This window comes from Chitinophaga dinghuensis, from assembly GCF_003259435.1.
Classification (GTDB): Bacteria; Bacteroidota; Bacteroidia; order Chitinophagales; family Chitinophagaceae; genus Chitinophaga; species Chitinophaga dinghuensis.
Genome location: NZ_QLMA01000004.1, coordinates 491,967 through 517,385 on the forward strand (window position 1 = coordinate 491,967; position 25,419 = coordinate 517,385).

General features: G+C 45.1%; 20 protein-coding genes. 9 read left to right on the forward strand and 11 right to left on the reverse strand.

The window, feature by feature from the left end:
- The first annotated feature begins 119 nt into the window (after positions 1-119).
- The 3 genes from glgB (at position 120) to CLV59_RS14170 (ending at position 3,991) form a co-directional block, all read left to right on the forward strand.
- The gene (gene glgB, locus CLV59_RS14160; protein ID WP_111592694.1) at positions 120-2,063 is read left to right on the forward strand and encodes a 1,4-alpha-glucan branching protein GlgB; all 1,944 of its coding nucleotides are present in this window, start codon (positions 120-122) and stop codon (positions 2,061-2,063) included.
- 257 nt (positions 2,064-2,320) lie between these two features.
- Positions 2,321-3,217 carry a DUF4382 domain-containing protein gene (locus CLV59_RS14165; RefSeq protein ID WP_111592695.1) on the forward strand — a complete coding sequence of 299 codons (897 nt, stop codon included), beginning with the start codon at positions 2,321-2,323 and terminating at the stop codon, positions 3,215-3,217.
- A 153-nt stretch (positions 3,218-3,370) separates the two neighbouring features.
- Positions 3,371-3,991: a toxin-antitoxin system YwqK family antitoxin gene (locus CLV59_RS14170; protein ID WP_111592696.1), complete on the forward strand. Its 621-nt coding sequence runs from the start codon at positions 3,371-3,373 to the stop codon at positions 3,989-3,991.
- Positions 3,992-4,627: 636 nt separating this feature from the next.
- Here CLV59_RS14170 and CLV59_RS14175 read toward each other — a convergent pair.
- Together CLV59_RS14175 and CLV59_RS14180 are read right to left on the reverse strand one after the other, a co-directional pair.
- Positions 4,628-7,021 (reverse strand): glycoside hydrolase family 31 protein, encoded by a 2,394-nt coding sequence (locus CLV59_RS14175; protein WP_111592697.1) that lies wholly within the window; start codon positions 7,019-7,021, stop codon positions 4,628-4,630.
- Between the two features lie 240 nt (positions 7,022-7,261).
- Complete coding sequence (locus tag CLV59_RS14180) at positions 7,262-8,392, reverse strand: WD40/YVTN/BNR-like repeat-containing protein (protein WP_111592920.1); 1,131 nt, start codon at positions 8,390-8,392, stop codon at positions 7,262-7,264.
- A gap of 148 nt (positions 8,393-8,540) precedes the next feature.
- Here CLV59_RS14180 and CLV59_RS14185 point away from each other — a divergent pair, with 148 nt between their 5' ends.
- Together CLV59_RS14185 and CLV59_RS14190 are read left to right on the forward strand one after the other, a co-directional pair.
- Positions 8,541-11,657: a sensor histidine kinase gene (locus CLV59_RS14185; RefSeq protein ID WP_170137752.1), complete on the forward strand. Its 3,117-nt coding sequence runs from the start codon at positions 8,541-8,543 to the stop codon at positions 11,655-11,657.
- Positions 11,658-11,703: 46 nt separating this feature from the next.
- Positions 11,704-12,372 carry a response regulator transcription factor gene (locus CLV59_RS14190; protein ID WP_111592699.1) on the forward strand — a complete coding sequence of 223 codons (669 nt, stop codon included), beginning with the start codon at positions 11,704-11,706 and terminating at the stop codon, positions 12,370-12,372.
- A 293-nt stretch (positions 12,373-12,665) separates the two neighbouring features.
- On the opposite strand, the gene CLV59_RS28915 is transcribed toward CLV59_RS14190, so the two are convergent.
- Positions 12,666-12,815 (reverse strand): hypothetical protein, encoded by a 150-nt coding sequence (locus tag CLV59_RS28915; protein ID WP_170137753.1) that lies wholly within the window; start codon positions 12,813-12,815, stop codon positions 12,666-12,668.
- A 232-nt stretch (positions 12,816-13,047) separates the two neighbouring features.
- Between CLV59_RS28915 and CLV59_RS14195 the strand changes: the two genes are divergently transcribed.
- The 4 genes from CLV59_RS14195 to CLV59_RS14210 are packed head-to-tail and all read left to right on the forward strand — an operon-like array spanning position 13,048 to position 18,816.
- On the forward strand, positions 13,048-14,949 hold the full coding sequence (locus tag CLV59_RS14195) for a DNA topoisomerase IV subunit B (RefSeq protein WP_111592700.1): 1,902 nt from the start codon (positions 13,048-13,050) through the stop codon (positions 14,947-14,949).
- A gap of 24 nt (positions 14,950-14,973) precedes the next feature.
- Positions 14,974-15,864 carry a DUF1835 domain-containing protein gene (locus CLV59_RS14200; protein ID WP_111592701.1) on the forward strand — a complete coding sequence of 297 codons (891 nt, stop codon included), beginning with the start codon at positions 14,974-14,976 and terminating at the stop codon, positions 15,862-15,864.
- A 1-nt stretch (position 15,865) separates the two neighbouring features.
- Positions 15,866-16,270: a hypothetical protein gene (locus CLV59_RS14205; protein WP_111592702.1), complete on the forward strand. Its 405-nt coding sequence runs from the start codon at positions 15,866-15,868 to the stop codon at positions 16,268-16,270.
- 14 nt (positions 16,271-16,284) lie between these two features.
- Positions 16,285-18,816 carry a DNA gyrase/topoisomerase IV subunit A gene (locus CLV59_RS14210; protein WP_111592921.1) on the forward strand — a complete coding sequence of 844 codons (2,532 nt, stop codon included), beginning with the start codon at positions 16,285-16,287 and terminating at the stop codon, positions 18,814-18,816.
- 60 nt (positions 18,817-18,876) lie between these two features.
- Here the strand turns inward: CLV59_RS14210 and CLV59_RS14215 are convergent, their stop codons facing one another.
- The 8 genes from CLV59_RS14215 to CLV59_RS14250 are packed head-to-tail and all read right to left on the reverse strand — an operon-like array spanning position 18,877 to position 25,395.
- Complete coding sequence (locus CLV59_RS14215; protein ID WP_111592703.1) at positions 18,877-19,863, reverse strand: hypothetical protein; 987 nt, start codon at positions 19,861-19,863, stop codon at positions 18,877-18,879.
- 26 nt (positions 19,864-19,889) lie between these two features.
- A complete protein-coding gene (locus CLV59_RS14220; RefSeq protein WP_111592704.1) occupies positions 19,890-20,423 on the reverse strand; it encodes a D-glycero-alpha-D-manno-heptose-1,7-bisphosphate 7-phosphatase in 534 nt (177 codons plus the stop codon).
- Between the two features lie 14 nt (positions 20,424-20,437).
- Positions 20,438-21,139 (reverse strand): nucleotidyltransferase family protein, encoded by a 702-nt coding sequence (locus tag CLV59_RS14225; RefSeq protein WP_111592705.1) that lies wholly within the window; start codon positions 21,137-21,139, stop codon positions 20,438-20,440.
- On the reverse strand, positions 21,139-21,714 hold the full coding sequence (locus tag CLV59_RS14230; RefSeq protein ID WP_111592706.1) for a D-sedoheptulose-7-phosphate isomerase: 576 nt from the start codon (positions 21,712-21,714) through the stop codon (positions 21,139-21,141). Before CLV59_RS14230 ends, CLV59_RS14225 begins: the two co-directional genes overlap by 1 nt.
- A gap of 14 nt (positions 21,715-21,728) precedes the next feature.
- Positions 21,729-22,751 carry a GHMP family kinase ATP-binding protein gene (locus CLV59_RS14235; protein ID WP_111592707.1) on the reverse strand — a complete coding sequence of 341 codons (1,023 nt, stop codon included), beginning with the start codon at positions 22,749-22,751 and terminating at the stop codon, positions 21,729-21,731.
- 23 nt (positions 22,752-22,774) lie between these two features.
- A complete protein-coding gene (locus CLV59_RS14240; protein ID WP_111592708.1) occupies positions 22,775-23,920 on the reverse strand; it encodes a glycosyltransferase in 1,146 nt (381 codons plus the stop codon).
- On the reverse strand, positions 23,920-24,867 hold the full coding sequence (locus CLV59_RS14245; protein ID WP_111592922.1) for a glycosyltransferase family 2 protein: 948 nt from the start codon (positions 24,865-24,867) through the stop codon (positions 23,920-23,922). The genes CLV59_RS14240 and CLV59_RS14245 overlap by 1 nt, the downstream gene beginning before the upstream one ends.
- Positions 24,868-24,906: 39 nt before the next feature.
- Positions 24,907-25,395, reverse strand: a complete 489-nt coding sequence (locus CLV59_RS14250) for a DUF4199 domain-containing protein (protein WP_111592709.1) — start codon at positions 25,393-25,395, stop codon at positions 24,907-24,909.
- Positions 25,396-25,419 lie beyond the last annotated feature (24 nt).

Sequence of the window (25,419 nt, forward strand, 5' to 3'; positions counted from 1 at the left end):
AAGTAAGTTATAAAGGCGCTCTCATAGAGCGCCTTTTTTTCTTCCTGGTGAAATTCTTTTTTTTGCTTTGAAAATTAAACTATCTTGTTAATCCAGATAATCATCAACCACGTAGTGCTATGACCGGAGATTCCTATAGCGTTAAACAGTCCGTTATACCCTTTTCCCTATTCACCACCGCCGATATTGCCCTGTTTCAGGCAGGCTCACATTACCGGCTATACGAAAAATTTGGTGCACACCCCACGACCTGTGATGGTATCCCAGGAACTTATTTTGCCGTTTGGGCGCCAGATGCAGCTTATGTAGCTGTAATGAGTGACTTCAACGACTGGGATAAATACAGTCATACCTTATTACCCCGTTGGGATAGTTCCGGCATTTGGGAAGGATTTATTCCCGATGTGGCCGCCGGAAATTTGTACAAGTATTTTATACGTTCCAACAGCGGGGAAGAGTTATTCAAAGGAGATCCATACGCCAATTATTGGGAAGTGCGGCCCAAAACCGCGTCCATTGTACATCCGCTGGATTATAAATGGAAAGACAAATCCTGGATGGAGCGACGAAAGGAACACAATTCCCTGAAAAAGCCCATCAGTGTATATGAGATGCATATGGGTTCCTGGCGTAGGCCGGACCCTGCCAATGAAGAAAAGTATTATTCCTACGGAGAGATTACCAAAATGTTGCTGCCGTATGTAAAGGAAATGGGTTTTACCCATGTGGAACTAATGCCGGTAATGGAACATCCTTTTGATGGTTCCTGGGGCTACCAGATTACCGGATATTATGCTCCTACTTCCCGTTATGGTACGCCGCAGGAGTTCATGGAAATGATCGATGCCTTTCACCAGGAAGGAATAGGTGTTATCCTGGACTGGGTGCCCTCTCATTTTCCTTATGATGCGCACGGATTATTCCGTTTTGATGGCTCGCATACTTATGAGTATGCAGACATGCGCAAAGGATATCATCCGGATTGGAACAGTTATATATTTAACTATGGCCGTAGTGAAGTACGTTCGTTTTTATTGAGCAATGCTATCTACTGGCTGGATAAATACCATGCCGATGGCTTACGCGTAGATGCCGTTGCCTCCATGATACATTTGGATTACAGTCGGGAAAGAGGTACCTGGGAGCCGAATGAATATGGCGGTAATGAGAACCTGGAAGCCATCAGTTTCGTGAAGAAACTGAATGAAACCGTGTATGCGCTGTATCCCGATGTACAAACAATTGCAGAGGAATCCACTTCTTTCTATGGCGTATCCCGACCTACATTTTTAGGCGGATTAGGTTTTGGTATGAAGTGGATGATGGGTTGGATGAATGATACGCTGGACTATTTCCACAAAGATCCTGTGCATCGGAAATGGTATCAGAATGATCTTACATTTAGTGTGGTATATGCTTTCAGTGAGAACTTCATGTTACCATTCAGTCACGATGAAGTAGTGCACGGAAAATCTCCTATGCTCTATAAAATGCCTGGCGATGAATGGCAGAAGTTTGCCAATCTGCGTTTGATGTACAGCTATATGTTTACGCATCCCGGCACGAAGTTATTGTTTATGGGAGATGAGTTTGGCCAGACATCAGAATGGAATTACAAGTCGGAGCTCGACTGGCATCTCCTCAAATTCAGGCCGCATGAGGCATTGAAGAATTATGTAAAAGCATTGAACCAGTTATATACCAGTACGCCCGCATTATATGAGCAACAGTTTGAAGGAGCCGGATTTGAGTGGATTACGGTAAATGATTATGATAATTGTGTGTTGGTATACCTGCGTAAAGGTGTGAAGCCGGAAGATCAGCTATTGGTGGCACTGAATATGACGCCTGTACCGAGGGAGCAATACCTGGTAGGCGTACCGATGGCGGGTACCTGGAAAGAAGTGTTGAACAGCGATGATCCGAAGTACTATGGTAGTGGCGTAGTGAATACGCTGGAACAGCCAAGTACGAAGCAAACTTATAACGGTAGAGACTATACGTTGACGTTAAGGCTGCCGCCTTTAGGGGCTGCCATCTTCCAATATTATCCTCCTAAATAAGGGAGACAAAATTATTTTCAATCGGGCTGTTCCTTGGAGCGGCCCGATTTTTTTTGTGTTCGCGTTAAACCCCGACAATGTTTAAGCATCTATAATGAAACGTTAAAATAAGGCTTGATAATTGTTGCAATAAGGAGAGATTGTCTGGCGTTTTTAGAATTGTAACAATCCGTTGATGAGCCATAATTGCCAATAGAAGATTTTTCAACCAAACTTTTGCATCCATAATTTCTTTATTGATTTAAAACCAGTTATTTATGAAGAATTCTCTCCGTAATGCGGGATCGTTATTGGCGGTAATTATTGCAGGGGCGGCACTATTCAGTGCTTGTAACAAAGATAATTCCGTTTCCAATCAGCCGATTCCGGCGAATCAACAAAAAGTAAGTCTTTACCTTGCAGATGACCCCGGCTTTTTTGACCAGATATTACTGGATATCAGGAAAGTAGAGGTATTGGTAGATACTTGCGGAAATGTCAGCAATGACAACTGGAACGACAAAGATCGTTGCGGTTGGGATGACCAGCTGGGCAAAAAAAGCGATAGCTGCCAGGTGTGGGATTCTCTGCCAATCAAAGCTGGCGTTTATGACCTGTTAACCCTGCGCAATGGCGCTGATACGCTGCTGGCTGGCGGTAATATCAGAAAAGGTACGATGGAAAGAATTCGTATCACCATTGGCAGCCAGAATTCTTTAGTAAAAAACGGTGTTACTTATCCGGTAGCATCTGTAACCGGACAAAGCAAAATCATTGTACGCGTAAGACATACAGAATGGGATCAGCTGTCTGCTGATAACATGCGTCTGTGGCTCGATTTCGATGTACAACGTTCTATCATCAAAACAAGAGATGGTAAATTCTTCCTGTCTCCTTACATCAATGTATTCACTATCCTGAAGATGGGCGCTGTTTATGGCCGTATCTTGCCTAAGGATGCATATCCAGTTGTGTCTGTTTATAACAGCAACAATGATACCCTGTATGCATTACCATGGGGAGATGGTTTCTTCAAGGTACGTGGTCTGAAACCAGGTAACTGGAATGTGTTTATTAACCCTGTTGCCACCTACAAGGATACTACTATCAGCAACGTAACAATCAGTGCTGGTAAAGAGACCAATTTGGGCGATATTAAGCTTAGTAAGAAATAGGTTGGTATAAAAAAGGAATAGCTTGGGCTGACCAAAAAGTCGATTCGGTACAATCATTCTACAACAGATTGCGTTATACTGAGTAATTGACTTTTTAGTCAGCCCTTGTTAATTATACATGTATTTTTTCTCTAACTTGTGAAAAACTTAATTATGCGTCAGTTACTGTTACTATGCCTGTTTCAATGTGTTGTTTGTCTGGGGATGGCCCAGGAGCGCTTGCAATACAAAGTACCCAAACATAACCAGAAGGATGAAAAAGGCCGGAAGCAGGGTTTGTGGATGGAAGATGTGGGAGAGCTGAGAGGAGAGCCTGGTTATACCTGGGAAGGCAATTACAAGAATGACCGTAAGGAAGGCATTTGGAAGAAAACCACTACCGCCGGTTTTCTGATAGCAGAAGAAACCTTTAAGAATAATGTACTGAATGGTTATTGCAAATATTATTTCGCGGATGGAAAGAAAAGTGCAGAAGGAATGTATGTATCCACAGAGATTCCAGGTCAGAAGGATACTATTCTGGTAGTGGACTTACAAACCGGAGTAGAGAAACCAGTGGAGATTGTACGGGAGGGTAATCCGGTAAGACAAGGCGTATGGAAGGTATATGATGAAGATTCAGGGCATATGGTAAAAGAATATTACCGCATGGGAGAACAGGTGTCTGCCGCAGAAATGGGGGAGACAGATTCTATTCCTGCGCCAGCTGCTCCTAAAGCTGCGCCGACGCATTTGCCCCACGAGAATGCAGGTTCCGGCAAGAAGAAGCATTGATGCTAAAATGAACAGGGAAAAAGACAAAATGAACAAAAAGATTTGTCCGTTTTAGCTTTTTTTATTGTACTTTCATTTTAGATAGATGATAACTATAATGTGACCCTGAGAATACGCATAATGTATTTCTTTATCTTATAATCCTATTTAAATTGTTTGTATGAAAAGCCTGAGCTTAAATCACGTTGAACGTAATTCCGAAATCAATCAGTACGAAGTCGTAACAGACAAAATGGAAATATTATTCCGGGCAGTATTTGTCTTTCTGATCTTTTGCGCCCTGATATCCATCTGTTTCCTGTCCATTTATTATTGATATACGTCTCCGAGCAATAAACATATACAATTCATCAAAAGCAAAAGCCCTCCATATGGAGGGCTTTTGCTTTTTTCTGCAATGAAAAAGACTTAACAGCTTTTGGACCATTGCAAAATGGATTTTTTTATTGAAACCCTTTACAGGATTGGATTCTAGTGGCCTGAAATAAATGAATAACGGCTAGTGTTGTTCATTTTGTTCATTCCTGGCGTTTTCAGCCTGTTCATTTTGTGATCAGCATTTGTCCTTTTACTTTTGCGCAACTAAAGTTGGCATAGGTTAGGACAAAGCACGCCAGATATCTATCTAAGGTGCCTTTATTTTATAATAATTTCCTCTACGCCTTTCTCCGTAACAAATTCCAGTACTTTCGTTTCCGGGTGTAACGTGAATGAGCTGATGGCCTGGCCATCTCCCAAAATCAGTTCCGGCGTAAACGGCAATCCATGGACCTTCACACGTACACGCGTATACGATGTTTCATAGTTCACATAGTATTGCTTTTTGAGCCAGAATTGCTTTGGAGTGGACTGTTGTTTATAGCGGATAATGTTATACTGACCGTTTTTATAACCATAATGGTCGCCGGCATCTTCATACAGCGTGCTTTTGGTGATGCTGTCGCTATACCAGGCCTCCAGGATGATTTCTTCCAGTTGATGTTCGCCGGTATATTGCATCACCGGATAGAACGGAATAACGGCGCCGGCTTTTACAAACAGTGGCATTTCATCCAGCGGCGTAGGCACGGTTACATGCTGGCCCCCCGTGTAGGTCTCGTCATTCCAATAGCTGTACCAGGTACCTTTAGGCAGATACACCTCTTTCTCCTTCATGCCGGCTTCATTCACGTAGCTGATCAGTAATGAATCGCCAAACATGAATTCGTGTGTGCAATCATGGGTTTCTTCCTCATGTTGGGCCACAAACGCCAGTGGGCGAATCATGGGCGTACCATTTTGTGCATATTGCCAGAAAGTAGTATAGAAATAAGGGAGCAGCTGGTAGCGCAGGGAGATGAATTTTTTCACGACCGCTTCATATTCTTCTCCAAAGCTCCAGGGTTCCTGGTTAAAGCCTGTTTCATTGCTGGCGCTGTGGGTACGCATCAGCGGATGGAAAGACGCCAGCTGGATCCAACGGGTATATAACTCTCCGTCGGGCTCTCCGATGAAGCCTCCAATATCGCTGCCCGTAAAAGAAATACCGGATACAGATAAGCGCTGGCACTGTACTGCGGCCAGCCAAAGGTGTTCCCAGCTGGAAACATTATCACCTGTCCATACGGAAGACCAGCGCTGAGCGCCAGAATAGCAAGAACGGGTAATCACAAACGGACGGTGCGGCATCAGGTACCGTTTAAGTCCGGCTGCAGTGGATTTACTCATCAGATGGCCGTATACATTATGCGCTTTACGGTGACTCACCTCTTCGCCATCATAGTCGTGGCGCACGTCTTCAGGGAAACTACCCATTTCGAATACGGCGGGTTCGTTCATATCATTCCAGACGCCCCGGACGCCTGTTTCAGCAAGGCCTTTGAAGAGTCCTGCCCACCAATCGCGCACTTCCGGATTCGTAAAATCAGGGAAAACGCATTTTCCCGGCCATACATCTCCTTCCATCAAAGCGCCATCGGCACGTTTACAGAAGTAATTATTTTTAATGCCTTCCTGGTAGATATTGTAATCCTGGTCTACTTTAATGCCCGGATCAATAATCACCACCACTTTAAAGCCTTCCGCAGCCAGATCTTTGATCATGGCTACGGGGTCTGGGAAGTATTCATTATTCCAGGTGAAGCAACGGAATCCGTCCATATAATCGATGTCCAGGTAGATAACATCGCAGGGAATCTGGCGTTGCCGGAATTCTGCGGCGATATCGCGGACTTTCTTTTCCGGATAGTAGCTCCAGCGACATTGGTGGTATCCTAAAGTCCAGATAGGAGGGAGTTCCGGCGTACCGGTAATGCGGGTATATTGTTCGGCCACTTCCATCAGGTCCGGGCCGTAGATAAAGTAATAATTCATTTCGCCGCCTCTTGCCCAGAAGCTGCATACATTATCTCTTTCTTTTCCGAAATCGAAGATGGTACGGAAGGTATTATCGAAGAAGATGCCGTACCCGATACCTTCGTGCAGACCGTAGTAAAATGGAATATTGCGGTACAGCGGGTCCGTGTCTTTCTGAAATCCATAAGCATCTGTACCATAATTCTCCAATCGTTTACCCCGAAGGTTCAGATCGGTGGGTTTATCGCCCAGGCCGTAGAAGACTTCCCCTTCCTGGATCAGCTTACTACAGTAAACAATTTTTCCGCCTTTTTGCAGGTAATGTTGCCAGTGAAAGCCCATTTCATCTTCATTGATAACTTTCCCGGTGAGGTCGGTAATGGTAACGCGCAGATTATCTCTGGCAATCAGCACTTTGATACAGTTGGTATAAATCTCAAAATTTTCCTCCCATTCTTTGATGCCAAATGCGATTGGAAATTCCTCCAGGGTATCGCTGGTAGCGTAGGAGAAATCGCGTTGGAAAGTGCCGTCGGAGGCGTATCTGAAGCGAATGATCTTATCAGAAATCACCCTTACTTCCAGGATGGTTTCTGAAGTATAGAATGAAAAGTAGTTGCCTTCTTTTTTCCATGACCGGATTGTATCCGGGTAGTGTTTCGCAGAATATTTGCTGGATGAGGTTTCGACTTGCATAATCTCTGTTTCAGTGAGCCGGGCAATGCCCGGGGGTAAATTATAAAAAAATCAGGGAATTCTCCATTTCTGCGTTGGAGATGTATATCATTACGTTTACGATGAAAAATATCCTGTTGGCAAAAAAGTATAAAAAATGAGCAAATATCTTACTAACTTAACTGCATCAAATGTACTTTTTGCTTTAACCTATTCCAGCGGTGCGCCTTTCCAGGAGCACCTTTTTGATTAACGGACGATTCATTTTCCCGTTGCTTTCTCCACTACTGCGATTTGTTTTCCTGCCAGGTATACTTTTTTTCCTTTGCGTGCTTTTGCAGCGGTATGATAACCAGTGGAAATCTCTTTCCAGGATTGTCCGCCATCGGTAGAAATAGCGGTTCCGCTGGTGCCAGTGCACAGCAGGGTACGGTTATCGATCCAGGCGGCGGCAGACTTATATCCCAAAGGGGGCGTGGTTGGGGCTGTCCAGGTTTTACCGCCATCGCGGGTGAGGAAACAGTTTTTCTCCGTCAGTTGATCGTTCATATAATCGCCACCTACAATGATCCCGTTGTATTGATCGCGGAAGGCTACAGAAAATGCGCCAGTGCTGCTTTGTCCTTGTATTAACGGTAACGGGTATACGCTCCAGCGATTATCTGTTACAGCCTGATGCAGGGTGCTGTTGCGGATGAATAATCTGGATACTTTACCGCCGGTGACGAAGAGCGCTTTTCCGGAAGGCATGGCTACCAGACTGCTGTTGCTTGCGGCGAAGATGGCTTCTCCTTCGCTGGCAACAGGTAGGGAGGACGTAGGGTCCATGGTCCAGGATCTGCCTCCGTTGCCGGTCCGGAGAATCGTGAACCGGGCCACGCCGGCGCTGTCTTTCATTGGATCGCCAATGGCGATACCTTGCTGATCGTTGAAGAATATTAATCCGTCAAAGAAGATATCTTTTGCGCCATTAATATAGACATTGCCCCAGTGTTGGCCGCCATCGAGGGTGAGATAGATAAGGGCGGGAGATGCGATACTCACGACTACCGCCTTCATACTGTCGAAGGCGTGGATGGAGCGGAAATCGCAGGAGTCGGCTACATGGAACCACTGCCAGTCTTTTCCGCCATTGGTAGTACGGCCCACCATTCCACCGGTACCGGAAGCCCAAACTACATTGTCATCTACCGCTTGTAGTCCGCGGATACTCTTGACCGGAGGCTTCTCGCAAAGGATTTTTACATTATATTGCTGTTGTGCCTTCCCAGCGAAAGAGAGGAGCAATAGTAATGGTAACAGGAGTAGATTTTGGGAAGTAAGGAGCAGCATAATGCGCCACTGTAAAGCATTAGGGAGATGGCGGGAACCATCAGGTCTGAAATATGACATAAGTTATAATATTTATTTCCAATCTGTTAAGCAGGAAGAAAATTACAAAATTGCTATAAAGTGTGGAGCAGATTTATATATTTGCATTAGCACCATAACCTGCTTAACTGTCATTAACACTAAAACCATCGTGCACTTACCGCGTAAATTGAAAATACTCTTCCTGATCTGCCTATGCCTATTACCGGTGAGTTTATTGCGCGCCCAGGAAAAGCCGTATATATTCGATAGTTACAGTGTCAACGAGGGACTGTCACAGAGTTCCGTATATGATATTGCCCAGGACGACCAGGGATTTATGTGGTTTGCCACCAGGGACGGTATCAACCGATTTGATGGGTACATATTCAATGAATATAGATATAAGCCTACTGTTCAAATTAAGCCTGAAGATGGGAGAGGAGAACTCGTGCCTCGTACTATCAATGGGAACAGGGCCGTCATCAACCGATTTGATTTAAGTGGCTACAAGGGATATTCTTTTTTCAAGGACAGCCGTAATCGATTGTTGCTGACGCATAATAATGGCGTTTGTATCTATGATAAATATAGTAATCGTTTTCGGGAGGTATTTCCGGATACCTTAAAAGCCAATATCAATACGGCTGAACGGGATGCGGCGTTTAAATTCCGGGTGCTGGGAGAGGATACTGCCAGTCACAGTTACTGGATCTGGCGTCCGATGAAAGGTATTTATGTAGTGGACCGGGATTCTTTCCGTACCAAGCGTATTATAGCCTATCCGCGACAGTTTCAGCAGGCTGGTATTGTACCTTCTGTAGCCTATAAAGACGGCGATCTGATCTGGATGAATTACCAGCCAGGTGAGATGCTGGCATTGAATATCCGGAATCTCCAGTTGCAGATATTCTGTTTGCCCGGGGTGGGAGCTCATCCGGTGATGAGGAGTCTGAATAAGGATTCCCTGATCATTGTAAGCGCCGGACATATTACTATTTTCAACAAGAAGCGCAATAAGTTCAGCGATCTGCCATTTGATGTACGTAATGAGCGGGGAGAGGCTTTTGTGCCGAAGGTAGTAGAGCTGGATCATGACGGTAATGCCTGGGTGGGCGGTAATGATGGCGTATTGATATACAGTATTGCAAGAAATGAGATTATCAGGCATATTGTTAGTTTCAATACGTTTGAGACACATTCTTTCAACGATGTTATATTCCTTTACCGGGATGCATCAGATAATATGTGGGTAGGCACGGATGGAGACGGCATCAAAAAATATTCCCCGCATAAAAAGGTATTTAATCTTTACAGGTCGCCTTACATCACGCATAATATGTGTATGTCCGTGTACAAGCACGACGACGGTAAACTATATGTAGGATTGCTTCGGGATGGACTGAATGTATATGAAGAAGGTGGGCGTTTTCTGGAGCGGATATCGAATGAAACATATCCGGGTAAGTTTCCGGGAAATGATTTAGCCGCTATTTGCCGGGAGGATTATGAGCATATCTGGCTCAGCTTTACCGGTATGCATATTGGGTTATTCAATGTAATCAACCGCAATTTTACGGATCTCACGAAATATGTGAAACAGCTGGGCTTGCCGGATGATCCGGTAAGACTACCCTTCCTTTTCAAGCGGCAGAATGGCGAAGTGTACTTTAATTATGGCCATTATCTGTTGATGTTCACGCAGGAGGGAGGCCGTTATAAAGTGAGTATGGTGCATGATTTCGGAGATGAGCTGCTCACGGCCTATTATGAAGACATGATGGGGAATGAGTACGTTGGTACAAGGTCTGCGGTGTTTGTACGTCATACGGGAAGCAGTAGGTGGAATAAAGTGATGTTGCCGGAAGGTACCATGGTGAAGTCGATCACCAAAAACTCTCACAAACAGGCCCTGGTAGCGGGCACCAAAGGGATATTTGTACTAAATGAGCAGGATCAGATTATTCAGCATTTCAATAGTTATGATAATCCTAAACTGATCAATGATTATATCTACGGCGTGTTGCTGGATGACAAGGATAAAGTATGGGTCAGTCATAACAAAGGTTTGTCGCAGATCAATATGGTGACGAATGAGATCACCTCTTTTAATCATGAAGACGGACTGCAGTCGAATGAATTCAATACCGGCGCATTTTACAAATCTGTGGACGGAGAGTTATTCTTTGGCGGTATCCGTGGGGTGAATGGCTTTTACCCTAAAAATTTCCGGAACAATCCTTATTATCCGAAAGTCGTGATACGGAGGATGGAGGTATTGGACAAGCCGTATGAATCGGATACGGTTGTATCCTTGCTGAAGAAGGTTGAACTGCCTTATAATCAGAATACTATTGCCATAGAGTTTGTGCCGCTGGAGTATACTAATCCGCCGAAGAACAAGGTGCAGTATAAGTTGGAGGGAGCGGATGAAGACTGGGTAGATGGAGGGACATTCCGAATGGCGCGTTATACTAATTTACATCCGGGAAAGTATACGTTTAAGGTACGGGCATCCAACAATGATGATATTTGGAATGCAACGCCGACGACGTTAGAGATATTGATCCGCATACCATTCTGGCAGTCTTTATGGTTTAGATTTTTATTACTGTTATTATTGCTGGGAATTGCGTATTATTTTTCTACCTTGTATCTTGACTATAAGATTCGTCATGAGAAGCTGAAGTTGGAGAAGGAGCAGGCGGTAGACCAGGAGCGTGCGCGTATCAGTAGTGATATGCATGATGACCTCGGTTCCGGGCTGTCTACTATCCGCTTGTTGAGTGAGATTGCAAAACGGAAAATACAGGATACGACGCAGACGCGTGAGATTGAGCGTATATCAGAAACGGCTGGAGAGATGGTCGATAAAATGAGTGAAATCATCTGGGCGATGAACTCGTCTAATGATTCGCTGGCTAATCTGATCGCTTACATGCGTAGTTTTGCGGCAGATTTCCTGGAGCATGCACATATAACGCATCAGTTTTACATTCCGGATGCGATACCGAATATTAAGCTGAGCGGAGGAACCAGAAGAAACATTTACCTGGCAGTCAAGGAGTCGCTGCACAATGTGGTCAAACACGCGAAGGCCACGGAGGTGATCATCGAAATTAAGATGAACAACAGGAATATGACCATCATGATCAAGGATAATGGTAAGGGATTTGATCAGGAGAAGGTAAGGCTTTTCGGTAACGGACTAAAGAATATACAGAAGAGAGCGATGGCTGTAGGGGGAAATGCAGAGATTACGTCCAACAATGGGACGATAGTTTTTCTCGATATCCCACTAAATTGACATACATTTGTTGCAAGTAACATTTAAGTGTTAGAATTACTAAAACATGACGGTATACTCAAAGAAGAAGTCCCAGGATAACATGGACATTATCTCTATTGCAATAGTAGAGGACAACCATGATATTCGCACGGCTATGGAATTGCTGATTAATGGTTCTGACGGATATGCCTGTGTTGGCACTTTCAATAATGCAGAAACCGCACTGGAACAAATCCCTCAATTATTGCCAAATGTGGTGTTGATGGATTTCAACCTGCCGGGTGGCATGAATGGTATTGAATGTATTGCACGGCTGAAGGCAGAGTATCAGGACATGCAGTTTATGATGCTGACGGTTTATGAGGATGATGACAAGATTTTCAATGCACTGGAGGCAGGCGCCAGTGGTTACATTCTGAAGAAAACCTCTCCTGGTGAGTTACTGGAAGCTATCCGTGATTTACATGAAGGAGGAAGTCCTATGAGTTCGCAGATTGCGAGAAGGGTAGTAGCCTTTTTCCAGAAACAGGCGAAGCCAAATCCCGCGTTGGAAGCGTTGACCACTCGTGAAAAGGAAATCCTGGATCAGTTATCCAAAGGATTTTTGTATAAAGAGATTGCCAGCAATCTGTTTATCAGTATCGAAACGGTGCGCAGACACGTACATAATATCTATGAAAAACTCCATGTACGCAGCAGAACTGATGCTGTGAACAAATACTATAACAGGTAATTTTTCCAGATAAAATGAATTTAAAAGAGGCTGTTCAACAATGATGGACAGCCTCTTTTTTTGTAATACGGATGCCTGGAAATGAAATCAGCTCTTCACATATCGGCGGATCAGGTGTGCGAGCAGTACCATCGCTGCAATCAACAGACAGGCACATTTGAAAAGTAGACCAGTTTTCATAGGATCGGGGGATGAATGGTGAAACATTATCAACCAGAGCCATGCTGAAAATCATTGGATCATAAATCGTAGGAGAGCCGGTTAAGCGGAAAAAAAATTTAACAGTACGTTATTTAGCGCATCATCTGCCAGGAATCAAATTTCCGGATCAGTCGGAGGAACTTGTTTCCTACATTGTTTTCCTGTTCTTTACGAATGTAGCGGGAAGCAACATAAGCGGCAGCAATGAGGCATACGGAGATGATCAGACATAATGTTTTCATAGGGTGCATAGGTTAGGATTTCTGTAAATATGGTGTCTTACGTAAATATAGTAATAAAAATAATATAATCCGGTTATATGGAGGTATTTTTTTATTTATCTATCTTATACTTGGGTTGATTCACTGAATCCATTATTTTTGCCTGTAATCCCATTTTGCTAAAAGATTTAGTAGAGCAGTTGGGTGGAATTGACAAAAAACAGCATAAGTATATAGGAAACTTTAATATATTATGGCAAATACGGATAAAACGGATAATAAGGATCTATTTGCTTCCTATACGGAAGACTCCATCAGGTCGCTGGACTGGCGGGAGCATATCCGCCTCCGGCCAGGGATGTACATCGGTAAGTTAGGAGATGGTTCCAGCATGGATGATGGTATATACATCCTGCTGAAAGAGGTAACGGATAACTGTATCGATGAGCATACCATGGGCTTTGGTAAACAGGTCGATATTAAGGTAACGGAGCACACCGTGTCTATCAGAGACTACGGACGTGGTATTCCGTTAGGGAAAGTGGTGGACGTGGTAAGTAAAATTAACACTGGTGCTAAATATGATAGTAAGGCCTTTCAGAAATCTGTAGGTTTGAACGGGGTGGGTACCAAAGCGGTAAATGCCTTGTCCAGTGCCTTCCGGGTGCAGTCTGTCCGTGATGGCCGACTGAAAGCCGCAGAATTTGAGAGAGGAGTGCTGGTAAAGGATCATAAGGAGACATCTACCACTGAAGGGAACGGTACCTTGGTGACTTTTACGCCTGATGAAACGGTATTTAAGAACTTCAGATATATTCCGGAATTCCTGGAGAACCAGATCTGGAATTATTGCTTCCTGAATGCAGGGTTGACCATCAACTTCAACGGTAAGAAATATCTTTCTAAAAACGGGCTGCTGGATTTGTTGCAGCGTAAAACGAATGAAGAGGATCTGCGTTATCCGATCATTCACCTGAAAGGGGAAGATATTGAAGTGGCCATTACCCACGAAAATCAATACGGGGAGGAATATTACTCTTTTGTAAACGGTCAGCATACTACCCAGGGCGGTACGCACCTGGCAGCTTTCAGAGAGGCTTTCGTAAAAACGGTGCGTGATTTCTATAAGAAGGATTATGACGCAACAGATATCAGAGCTTCTATCTGTGCTGCAGTTTCTGTACGTGTACAGGAACCAGTATTTGAATCCCAGACCAAAACCAAGCTGGGCTCTCTGACAGTATTTGAAGGCGGCCCTTCTATGAAGGCTTTTGTGTTGGACTTCCTGTCTAAGCATCTGGATGATTTTCTGCATCGTAATTCCGCTGTGGCAGATGCGTTGAAGAAACGTATTGAACAGAGTGAGAGAGAGCGTAAAGAGCTGGCAGGGATTAAGAAACTGGCCAACGAAAGGGCTAAGAAAGCAAACCTGCATAACCGTAAGCTGCGTGACTGCCGTTTCCACCTGAATGAAGAGTTTTCCGGAAAGGACAAGGCAGAAAATGAAACACGCCGACTGAATACCACCATCTTTATTACGGAGGGTGATTCTGCGAGTGGTTCCATCACGAAATCACGTAATGTTGAAACGCAGGCGGTATTTAGCTTACGTGGTAAACCACTGAACAGCTACGGGCTTACCAAGAAAATCGTATACGAAAACGAAGAGTTCAACTTATTGCAGCATGCGCTCAATATTGAAGAAGGATTGGAAGGGCTGCGTTACAATAACATTGTAGTAGCAACCGATGCCGATGTGGATGGTATGCACATTCGCTTGTTGATCCTCACCTTCTTCTTACAGTTCTTCCCGGATCTGGTGAAAAATGGGCACGTGTACATATTGGAAACGCCGCTGTTCCGTGTACGTAACAAACAGGAAACTATTTATTGCTATACAGAGGAAGAGAAGCAAAAGGCAGTGAAGAAGCTGGGTAGCAAGCCTGAAATAACCCGATTTAAAGGATTGGGTGAAATCTCACCGGAAGAATTCGGCAGATTTATCAGCGAAGACATGCGTATAGAGCCTATCATCTTATCGAAAGACATCCATATCCAGAAATTACTGGAATACTATATGGGTAAAAATACACAGGCAAGACAGGAGTTTATCATTAACAACCTGCGCTATGAAAAAGACCTGGTAGAAGAATAGTTTGTCAAGAAATTACGAGATCGTATGAGCTTAAAGCATATTGTGTTTGGTCAGCCATCCGTGGCAGTGCTGGCGGAAGCAGTGGGAATGGACGAGAAAATGCAGGGAGATATTCTTTGTTTCGAGGATGACCTCTCCGTAGGCCCGCTGTTTATCCTGGATACCAAGGATGGTCAGGCTTTACGCCAGCAATGGTGGCAGCAGCTGCAAGGCACTGGCCCGGCAGCAGTAGCACAGGAGATATTTGAGGAAGCGCCTGCTCCTGAACCGGAAGAGCCGGAACACTCAGAAGATGAGGCCCGCTTTCTTACCCTGAAAACACAGCTGAAAGAAGACCCCGAACTGGAAGTCTGGATTTGGGCCGGACAAAATGCCCGCGATGTAACCGGCTACTATTGGCTGGTCAGCAAATTATACGATTTCTCCGGACGCATTCATATTATCTACCTCAATAACCTTCCTTTCCTGAATGAAAAAGGAGCGGTATTTTATCCTACACATCTGCACCAGATTCTGCCCAAGGAATTCCTGAAAGCAAAAAAACTGGCAAGGCCCGTATCCCTGGCTGAATATGAGCTGGATGGAGACGAATGGCATCGCCTGATGAATGAGAATGCTGGCATTCGGCTGCTGGAAGGCGGTAAAAAACTCAAAGGAGAAACAGTTACTTTCTACGATAAAGACCTGCTGGCGCAAACTGGCAAAGAGTTTATCAAAGCCTGGCGTGTAGCCAATCAGGTGAGCGGCAAGCTGAAATATCCGGTAATGGATCTTTTCCTTGCCTGGCGACTGAAAGAGCTGGTGAAGGAAGGAAAGCTGGAAAGCAAAGGAGAACTGAAAACGGTTCGGGATTTTGAAGTAAAACAGCCAGGTGGAGAAACACCGGCATCACCAACAAACGAGGCTACCGCATAATATGATCAGTATTACACCAGTATCCCTGCAAGGCGCCGATGAAAGAGGCAGTAACTATTTGTGGGACTGTCAGCGTACCGGAGATTTTATGCTGTGTTACAGGAATGCCGGCAGCAGTAGCGGTCAGCATTACCACGAAGGGCACAGTGACAATAAGAATCAGGAAATCATGTACCTGTTTAGCGGAACTGCTGAAATTCACTGGTGTCCGTTGGATGGGGATGAAATTGTAGTGACAGAGATAACAGCGCCGGCAAGAGTGGAAATCCCTGTACGCATCTGGCACCAGCTCATAGCGGTGACAGACTGCTGTTTTATTGAACTGAACTCTATGGACGATGTACGAAAAGACAGTATTCGTGTATGGAGAGCGGATTTTGAAAAAATGATAAAAGTAAAATCGTAAGTGATATAATGGATATGGAAAATCAAACAACAGACGAATCTCTGCATAATGTCACGCATGTAGGCGGCATGTATGAGAGCTGGTTTCTGGATTATGCTTCCTATGTAATCCTGGAGCGCGCGGTTCCCAGCATTGAAGATGGGTTAAAACCCGTTCAGCGCCGTATCCTGCACGCTATGAAGGAAATGGATGATGGCCGCTTCAATAAAGTGGCTAACGTGATCGGACAAACGATGCAGTATCACCCCCATGGCGATGCATCCATCAGCGATGCCATTGTTAACCTGGGTCAGAAAGACCTCCTCATCGAAACTCAGGGTAACTGGGGAGACGTGAGAACAGGAGACGACGCGGCTGCCGCAAGGTATATTGAGGCCCGCCTGTCCAAATTTGCACTGGATGTAGCCTTCAACGGCAAAACTACCCAATGGCAGCTGAGCTATGATGGCCGTAAAAACGAGCCCCTCTCTCTGCCAATGAAATTCCCTCTCCTGTTGGCGCAGGGGGCGGAAGGTATCGCGGTAGGTTTGTCTACCAAAATATTACCACACAACTTCATCGAGCTGCTGGATGCAGCCGTTAAATACCTGAGAGGGAAGAAATTTGATCTGTACCCCGACTTCATGACCGGCGGTATGGTGGACGTGGCGAACTACAACGATGGTAAACGCGGAGGAAAGGTAAGAGTACGTGCACATATTGAAGAGAAAGATAAAAAGACCCTCCTGGTAAAGGATGTACCTTATGGTATCACCACCACTCAGTTGATGGAGTCTATCGTAAAGGCCAACGACAGCGGTAAAATCAAAATCCGTAAAGTGGTAGATAATACCGCCAAAGACGTGGAAATTGAAGTGCAGCTGGCGCCTGGTATCTCTCCGGATATCACCATCGATGCGTTGTATGCGTTTACGGACTGTGAGATTTCCATCTCTCCAAACGCCTGCGTAATTGTAGATGATAAGCCATTATTCCTCACGGCTTCCGACTTGCTGAAATCTTCGGTTGACTTTACCAAAGACCTGCTGAAACAGGAACTGGAAATCAAACTGGGTGAGCTGGAAGATAAATGGCACTATACCTCCCTGGAGAAAATATTCTTTGAGAAAGGGATCTACAAGGAACTGGAGCAAAAGCATAAAGACTGGGAAGCCGTTCTTACTGCGATTGATAAAGGATTCAGTCCCTATAAGAAAAACCTCAAACGAGAAATCACCCGTGAAGATATTCTTAAACTAACGGAGAAGCCTGTACGCAGAATTTACCGTCTGGATATCAACGAACTCACCGAGCAAATCAAAGGTATTGAGGGAGAAATCAAGCAGGTGAAACATGATCTGGCTAACCTGACAGATTATACCATCACTTACTACGAAGGTTTGTTGAAGAAGTATGGTAAAGGAAAAGAGCGTCTTACCGAAATCAAAACCTTTGATACCATTCAGGTGCAACAGGTAGCGATTGCCAATACGAAACTGTACGTAAACCGTGCAGATGGTTTCATCGGTACTTCCCTGAAAAAAGATGAATTCGTAGCAGATTGTTCTGACCTGGATAATATCATTGTTTTCCTGAAAGATGGTAAAATGATGGTGACTAAGGTAGCCGATAAAACCTTTGTAGGTAAGGATATTATTCATGTGGATGTGTTCCGCAAAAATGATGAACGTACTACCTACAATATGATTTATGTGGAAGGTAAAACTGGCGTCAGCTATGCCAAACGTTTTAACGTTACTGGCGTAACCCGCGATAAAGTGTATGACCTGGCGCATAAGGGAGAGAAGAACTCCAAAGTACATTACTTCTCTGCCAACCCTAATGGGGAAGCGGAAGTGGTAACCATCAAGCTCAGTCCTAACTGCTCTGCCAGAAACAAGGAGTTTGATCTGTATTTTGAAACCATTGCGATCAAAGGACGTAACTCTATGGGTAATCAGGTAACAAAATACCCTATCCGTGGTGTGAAATTCAAGGAGAAAGGCGTCTCCACGCTGGCAGGCCAGAAAATCTGGTATGATCCGGAAACAGGCCGTCTGAATACCGAAGAACGCGGCGTATATATTGGCAGTTTTGAAGGAGAAGATAAAATCTTCGTCGCCTTTAAAAACGGTACTTACGAACTGACTAACTACGAACTGACCAACCGCTACGAATCCAACGATGTGGTTTACATCGAGAAATTCAGCGCGGATAAAGTGGTTACCGCTATCTACTTTGACGCAGATAAAAAGCAGTTCAATGTGAAGCGTTTCCGAATAGAAACACAGACATTGAATAATAAATTCTCCTTCATTAAGGAAGGCGCTAACAACTACCTGGAAATGGTAACTACCCATACACAACCGGTAGTACTCCTGAAAACAGGTAAAAAACGTAGTCCTGAAGAAGAAGAAATCAACCTGGCAGAATTCATTGAAGTAACCGGCTGGAAAACAGTAGGAACAAGGATTGCCGGAGATGATTTAATCAGTGCAGAATTGTTGTCGGAAGATGAAGATCCAGATCCGGAAGATGACAGTAATGTACAGGGAGAATTGTTCTAAGTTACAATTACTTCTATATAAAGAAACAGGCCGTCTTTACTTAGTAGAGACGGCCTGTTTTTATTTTTGTTTGGTCTTTTTATTGCCAGTTGGCTGTTTCGGAGTTGCGTCCTGGTTATAATCCTCTATACTTTTCGGATTCATCATGTTTTTCTTTTTGACATCCATCGGTTGTGGAACCGGAGCTCCTTTACCCAATGGGATGGCATCATGGAATATCTTTTCTACATGTGTCCATTTACCCATCATCCATTTGAAGCCTTCATAATCCATATCTGACACCAGGGTGAATTTCTTCTCTGGTTCATTACTTTCAGAAATCAGGTGATCGAAAACGATCATATCCATCTCCTTGTTGTAATTCAAACTGATACTGCTTTCTTTCTTGTATTCCAGGATAAACCTGTTTTTTGTAGGTTGTTTTATGCTATCCTGGCTGTAGCTGAAGAATGGGCCACCAAAAACGGGTTGTCCGTTTTTGAAGGTCAGCATTTCTGCGATTTTCTTCTGGCTGCGTGGATTATTGGCATCCCATCCGAAGAGGGTATAGTATTCCTGGTTGAAGTAGTGTCTTTGTTCAATATGGTAATACAGACATCCATACCAGTATTTGTTGTCCGTGATAGTATCCGTATTGGTAATATAATCGGAGGCATCAAAGAGCGGGAAGAGCTTTAGTTGTCCATCCGCCGTATTCATCTGGATGGCGCCATAGTGGCGATAGAAGCCGTTTTCCCTTTCCAATGCCCAGGTGAAGATACGGAAGGTACTGTCCTTCGGATATTGAATGGAGATGGTCCGCAGCGAGTCGAATGCGTACTTGAAAGAGTATTTATTCTTCAATGCCCGCACCAGGGTGGGAATGAAGGCATCGCAGGCTTGCTGACGGCCATCATCGCCTTTCCCACGGAAGATCTCCTGACTGAGCTGTTGCAGGGTGTCCTGGGAATGTCGCAGCCGGGCTTTCGTGGCGGCGTCCGGAACCTGGGCTACAGCTTGCAGGAAAGGGCAGGAAAGGAGGATAAACAGAAATATTTTTTTTACCATACTTATTATACGGTTACAGGGCGAAATTATTGTTCTGTTGACGGAAGGCTGCTGGCAAAATCGAGCAGAGAACTACATCTTTGATCGATTAATGGATGCGGAAGCTGAATATCGGGGAGAGTGGAGGGAATGAAAACTGTTTTCATTCCCAGGTTCCGGCCGAATTGCATATCGCCCAATGTATTTCCAACCATGATTGCCTGACTGAAATCGATCTCTGGGAAGTCCTCTTTTGCACGGGAAGCCATTCCTGTCTGTGGTTTACGACAAGGACTATCATTATTTACATCCGGGCAATAGTAAATTTTATCTATTCTGCCCCCATGCTGGCGGATTTCCGTGAGCATATGGGAGTGGATATCTTCTAAACCGGTAGGCGTGAGCAGGCCGCGTCCGATGCAACGTTGGTTGGTCACAATGACGATACGGTCAAAATGATGGTGGAGGAGGCCAAGGGCTTGCAGAACGCCATCGCTGAAGCGGAACATATCCCATTGCAGGACGTATCCGCCTTTAATTTCGTCGTTGATGACACCGTCCCTGTCCAGAAATAAGGTCATGATATATACTAACGTTAATGGTTATACGGCAGGTATCTGGCGGCAGCCTGATAATCTTCCGGTATACCGATATCGATAAAATAAGTATCGCTGATAAAGCCATACAGTTGTTGACTGGCTGCCATTGGCTCCAGTACCTCTTTTTCGAAAGAGAACTTTTCTGGTAATTGGAGGCCTTTCAGGTAAGAAGCGCTGGTAAGGTATACGCCGCCATTGATGAGTCCAGCTTCCATGAATTGTTTTTCCTGGAAAGCAGTGATCAGAGCGTTGTCATCCAGAGTAACAGTGCCATAGCGGTCAAACTGTACCATTGGTTTGAGGGCCAGTGAAAGTTGGCTATGATGTGCCTGGTGAAACGTATCAAAGGCCATGAAGTTTACATCGAAATAGGTATCGCCGTTGACGATGAAGACGTTATTGCCTTCCACTTTTCCGAGTGCGTATACGATACCGCCGCCGGTGCCCAGTGGTTCGGGTTCTATGGCGAAGGAAATACGCAGCGGCAATTTCTGGGAATTACACCAGTCTATCACCTGTTCGGATTTATAGCCGAGAGATAGAATAGCATGAGTAATTCCTTGTTGGTGCAGATAATGCAGCAGGTAGTAGAGAAATGGCTGATCTCCAACAGGCGCCATGCATTTTGGTTTATCGGCCACTACACTGCGAAGGCGGGTGCCGAGGCCACCCGCCAGTACGATACATTCTGTTGTCATCAGGAGAACAGGTTGTTTTCTACTATTTCACAGATGATATGTCCGGTTGTAATATGGGCTTCCTGGATACGTGGGGTATCGGTGGAAGGCATATTCAGCAGGTAATCGCTGTCTGCTTTCATTTTTCCGCCTGTCTGGCCAGTCATACTCACGATGATCATGCCTTGTTCTTTGGCCACTTTCATAGCTTCCAGGATATTGCCGGAGTTACCGGAGGTGGAAATACAAACCAGTACATCGCCTTTGCGACCGATGCCGCGCAGGATGCGGGCATATACCTGATCGTAACCGTAATCGTTGCCCACAGCGGTCATGTAAGAAGAGTTGCAATGCAATGCTTCTGCATAGAGTGGGGCACGATCCTTATAGAATCTGCCGGAAAATTCGGCGGCGAGATGTTGCGCATCAGCGGCACTGCCTCCGTTTCCACAGAAAAGTATTTTATGGTCTTCGCGGAGGCTGTTGGTAATGACATCCGCCACTTGCTGTATAGTTGCCAGCAGTTGTTCATCCTGTGCGATCGCTTCCTTTACGGCAATACTTGCCTTCAGTCTGTTAACAATTTCTTGCTTCATCGGGTAAAGTTAAATTAGATGCTCCAGGTTTGAACACCATTATTGGTAAAATGATAACGTTTAACATCTCCGCCGAATTTACCTAAAGCGTCGACTACTGCGAAGCGGGTATTTTTCGGGCAATAGAAGATCATAAAGCCGCCACCGCCTGCACCGGAAATTTTTCCACCACTGGCGCCGGCTTTGCGGGCTGCTTCGTAGATCTCATCCAGTTGAGGATTGGAGATGCCTTTAGCCATTTTTTTCTTGTATTGGAAGCCATAGTCCAGGATTTCCCCGATTTTATCGATGGAACCGCGGAGCAGCGCTTCTTTCATCATCACAGATTGCTCTTTGAGATGATGCATGGCATCAATGGAATCGTCTTTCTTTTCGTTTACATTTTTCTGTTGTTCAGATATAATGCTGGAGGAGAGGCGACTGGTAGACGTATAGAACAGGACCAGGTTATTTTCCAGTTCGTGGAGATACATGTCTTTGATCCGGAGGGGATTCACGATTACTTTATCGCCGGCATAGAATTCCATGAAGTTTACGCCGCCAAAGGTGGCTGCGTACTGGTCTTGTTTACCGCCGGCTTGTTTCAGGTCTTCTCTTTCTATGGAGTAGGCCAGATGAGCCATGTCATATTCGCCGAGGGGGAGCTTCAGCCATTCCGCGAAGGCGCCGAGTACGGCCACTACCAGTGTAGAGGAGGTACCAAGACCGGAGCCAGGAGGGGCATCCACATAGGTGGTCAGTCTGAACCCTGAAGGCAGCTGGCCATAGTCTTTATACAAGCGGTTTACCACTCCTTTGAGGATATCCAGCTGACCATCGAGGGGCAGGGGATATACGGCATCATAGGAGAGGGATTCTCTTCTGTCTGCAGATTCAAAAATCACTTTATTCTCTGTCAGCGGTTCGATGGAAGCGCGGGCATATAGAGAAATGGTGGCATTGAGGATAGCGCCGCCGTATAAGTCGGAATAAGGACTTACGTCGGTGCCGCCACCGGCAAGGCCTATACGTAGAGGAGCTTTACTTCTGTAAATCACGCCTTTGTTTTGGTTTAGATATCTTAAGAAATGTTGTCGGCTAATTTATGAATTTCTGTGGCCAGGCGATGCCAGGAATACTTTAATTTTTCCTGTTGCAGGGCTGCTATCATATCGGCTTCGCGGTTATCCACGAAATATTTTTCGATGGCAGTGGCGATGCTTTGCGGATCGGGTTCGCATTGGAATCCTACTACGCCGTCTGGAACCATTTCGGTTAATCCGCCTACATTGGTTACCACCATTGGTTTATCAAAGTGATAGGCGATCTGTGAGATACCGCTCTGAGTAGCGCTTTTATAAGGCTGTACTACTAAGTCGGCCGCACAGAAATAGTTTTTCACCTCATCGTTCGGAATGAATTCGGTATGCATGATGGCGCGGTCGCCCAGTTGCAATTCCTCCAGGAGTTGCTGATAAGGGGCAGCGTTTTCATAAAATTCACCGGCAACGATGGCGTGTACGTCCAGTTGTTTCATGCGCTCATCAGCCATGGCTTTGAGGAGCAGATCCAGGCCTTTGTAGGCGCGGATAAGGCCGAAGAACAGGATGTATTTTTTCCCAGGTTGCAGTTTTAAATTGGCTCTTGCAGCCTCTTTAGAGACGTGTTCCCCATAGTTATCGTAGATAGGATGGGGAATGAGGGAGGCTGGTTTATTGGGCTCAAATACGCGGAGATCGTTGAGTACAGATTGACTCATGGCGATAAATGCATCCACGGGTTTGAGGAAATATTTGGTGAAGGCAACATCTCCGGGGCGTTTTTCGTGGGGTACCACGTTGTCCAGTATGGAGATGACCTTGGTATGTTTTTTCTTTTTGCCGAGGCGGAGCAAACTGCCAAAAGCGGGACCCATGATAGGGAGCCAGAATTTAACGAGGATGATATCCGGGTTCATTTTGCGGATAGCGCGGCCTGCTTTGAGCCAGTTCAGTGGGTTGACGGAATTGACGAGGCGTTTGATGCGCAGGTGTGCAGGGGCCGGGTCTGTAGAGTACTGGCTTTTGCCTGGGAAAAGGAACTTCGGGTATTGGACGGTGAAGGTGAATATTTCCACGTCATGGCCTTCCTTTTGCAGTTCTTCTGCCAGTCTTTCGTTATAAGCAGCCAGCCCACCCCGGAAGGGGTAGGCTGTGCCGATGATTAGTATTTTCTTTCTTTGCGTCATTAGAGCGTATTGTCCATTCTTTCTTCAACCAGGTAACTGTTACGTTCGGTGGCATTGCGTGTCACCAGTTCGCCGATGAAACCTGTGAGGAATAATTGAGAACCTATAATCATTGCCAGCAGTGCCAGGAAGAAGATAGGTCTGTCGGTCATATTGTATTTATCGTAGAAGATTTTCGCTAAGCTGAGATATCCGGCGATTACAAAACCCAACAGGAAAAAGAGGGAACCTAGTGCGCCGAAAAAGTGCATGGGTCTTTTTCCGAATTTGCCGATAAACATGATGGTAGCGAGGTCGAGGAAGCCGTTGATAAAGCGTTCCAGGCCAAATTTGCTGGTGCCGTATTTGCGGGCTCTGTGTTCTACTACTTTTTCACCGATGTTACGGAAGCCGTTCCATTTGGCGATGACAGGGATATACCGGTGCATTTCGCCGTATACTTCTATGGACTTTACTACCTTCCTGCGATAGGATTTAAGACCGCAGTTCATATCGTGCAGTTTAACGCCGCTCATGCGGGTAGTAGTGTAGTTATAGAGTTTGGAGGGCAGGTTTTTGGTAAAAGCGTTATCGTAGCGTTTCTTTTTCCAACCGCTGACGAGGTCGTAACCCTCTTCGATGATCATGCTATAGAGTTCCGGAATTTCATCCGGGCTATCTTGCAGGTCAGCGTCCATGGTAATGACAACGTCTCCCTGGGCAGCCGCGAAGCCTTCATTGAGGGCGGCGGATTTGCCATAATTGCGTTGAAATTTGATGCCTTTGATGTGTGGGTTTTCAGTTCCAATCTGTTGAATGACCTGCCAGGAGTTGTCTGTGCTGCCATCGTCGATCATCCATACTTCATAGGTGAAACGGTGTTCACGCATGACGCGGTCGATCCAGGCGGCCAGCTCTGGCAGTGATTCTTCTTCGTTTTTTAAAGGAACGATTACGGATATGTTCAAACTCATTGATAATTTCTCCTTGATAATATTTTCTTAGCGCTAGGCTTTTTGTCCTTTAGGCGCTGCACCGGCGCCAATCAATGAAGCGATTACGCCTACAATCATGTACGTGAACAGAATACCGCCGATCAAAAATACATAATACATTTTTTGGGTCAGTTGTATGGCTGTCTGGATCTGATCTTCCGTCATTTTACCGTCTGCTTCCATTTTCTTACGAGCGATTTCAAATGCCTGTTCTTTCATGTCTGGGAAGATCAGCAGCATAACAAATGTGAGGACGATAGAGATAACGGTAATAACCGCGGTGGTTTTGAAACCATTGGCGAAGATGCTTCCGAAAGTCTGTCCCGGATTTTTCTTTGCGAAATCCAGGCAAGACAGAATAACGCCTCCTGCCAAAATAATAATGGTTAACCAGCTGGTCCAGGATTCAGTATTTAATTTTGCAAAATACAATACCAAACCCATTACAAACAGGATAAGGGCAGTAACAACGCCGAACGGAATGTGGTTTTTGTTTGACATAGCAACAATTTGTTTTTATGGATG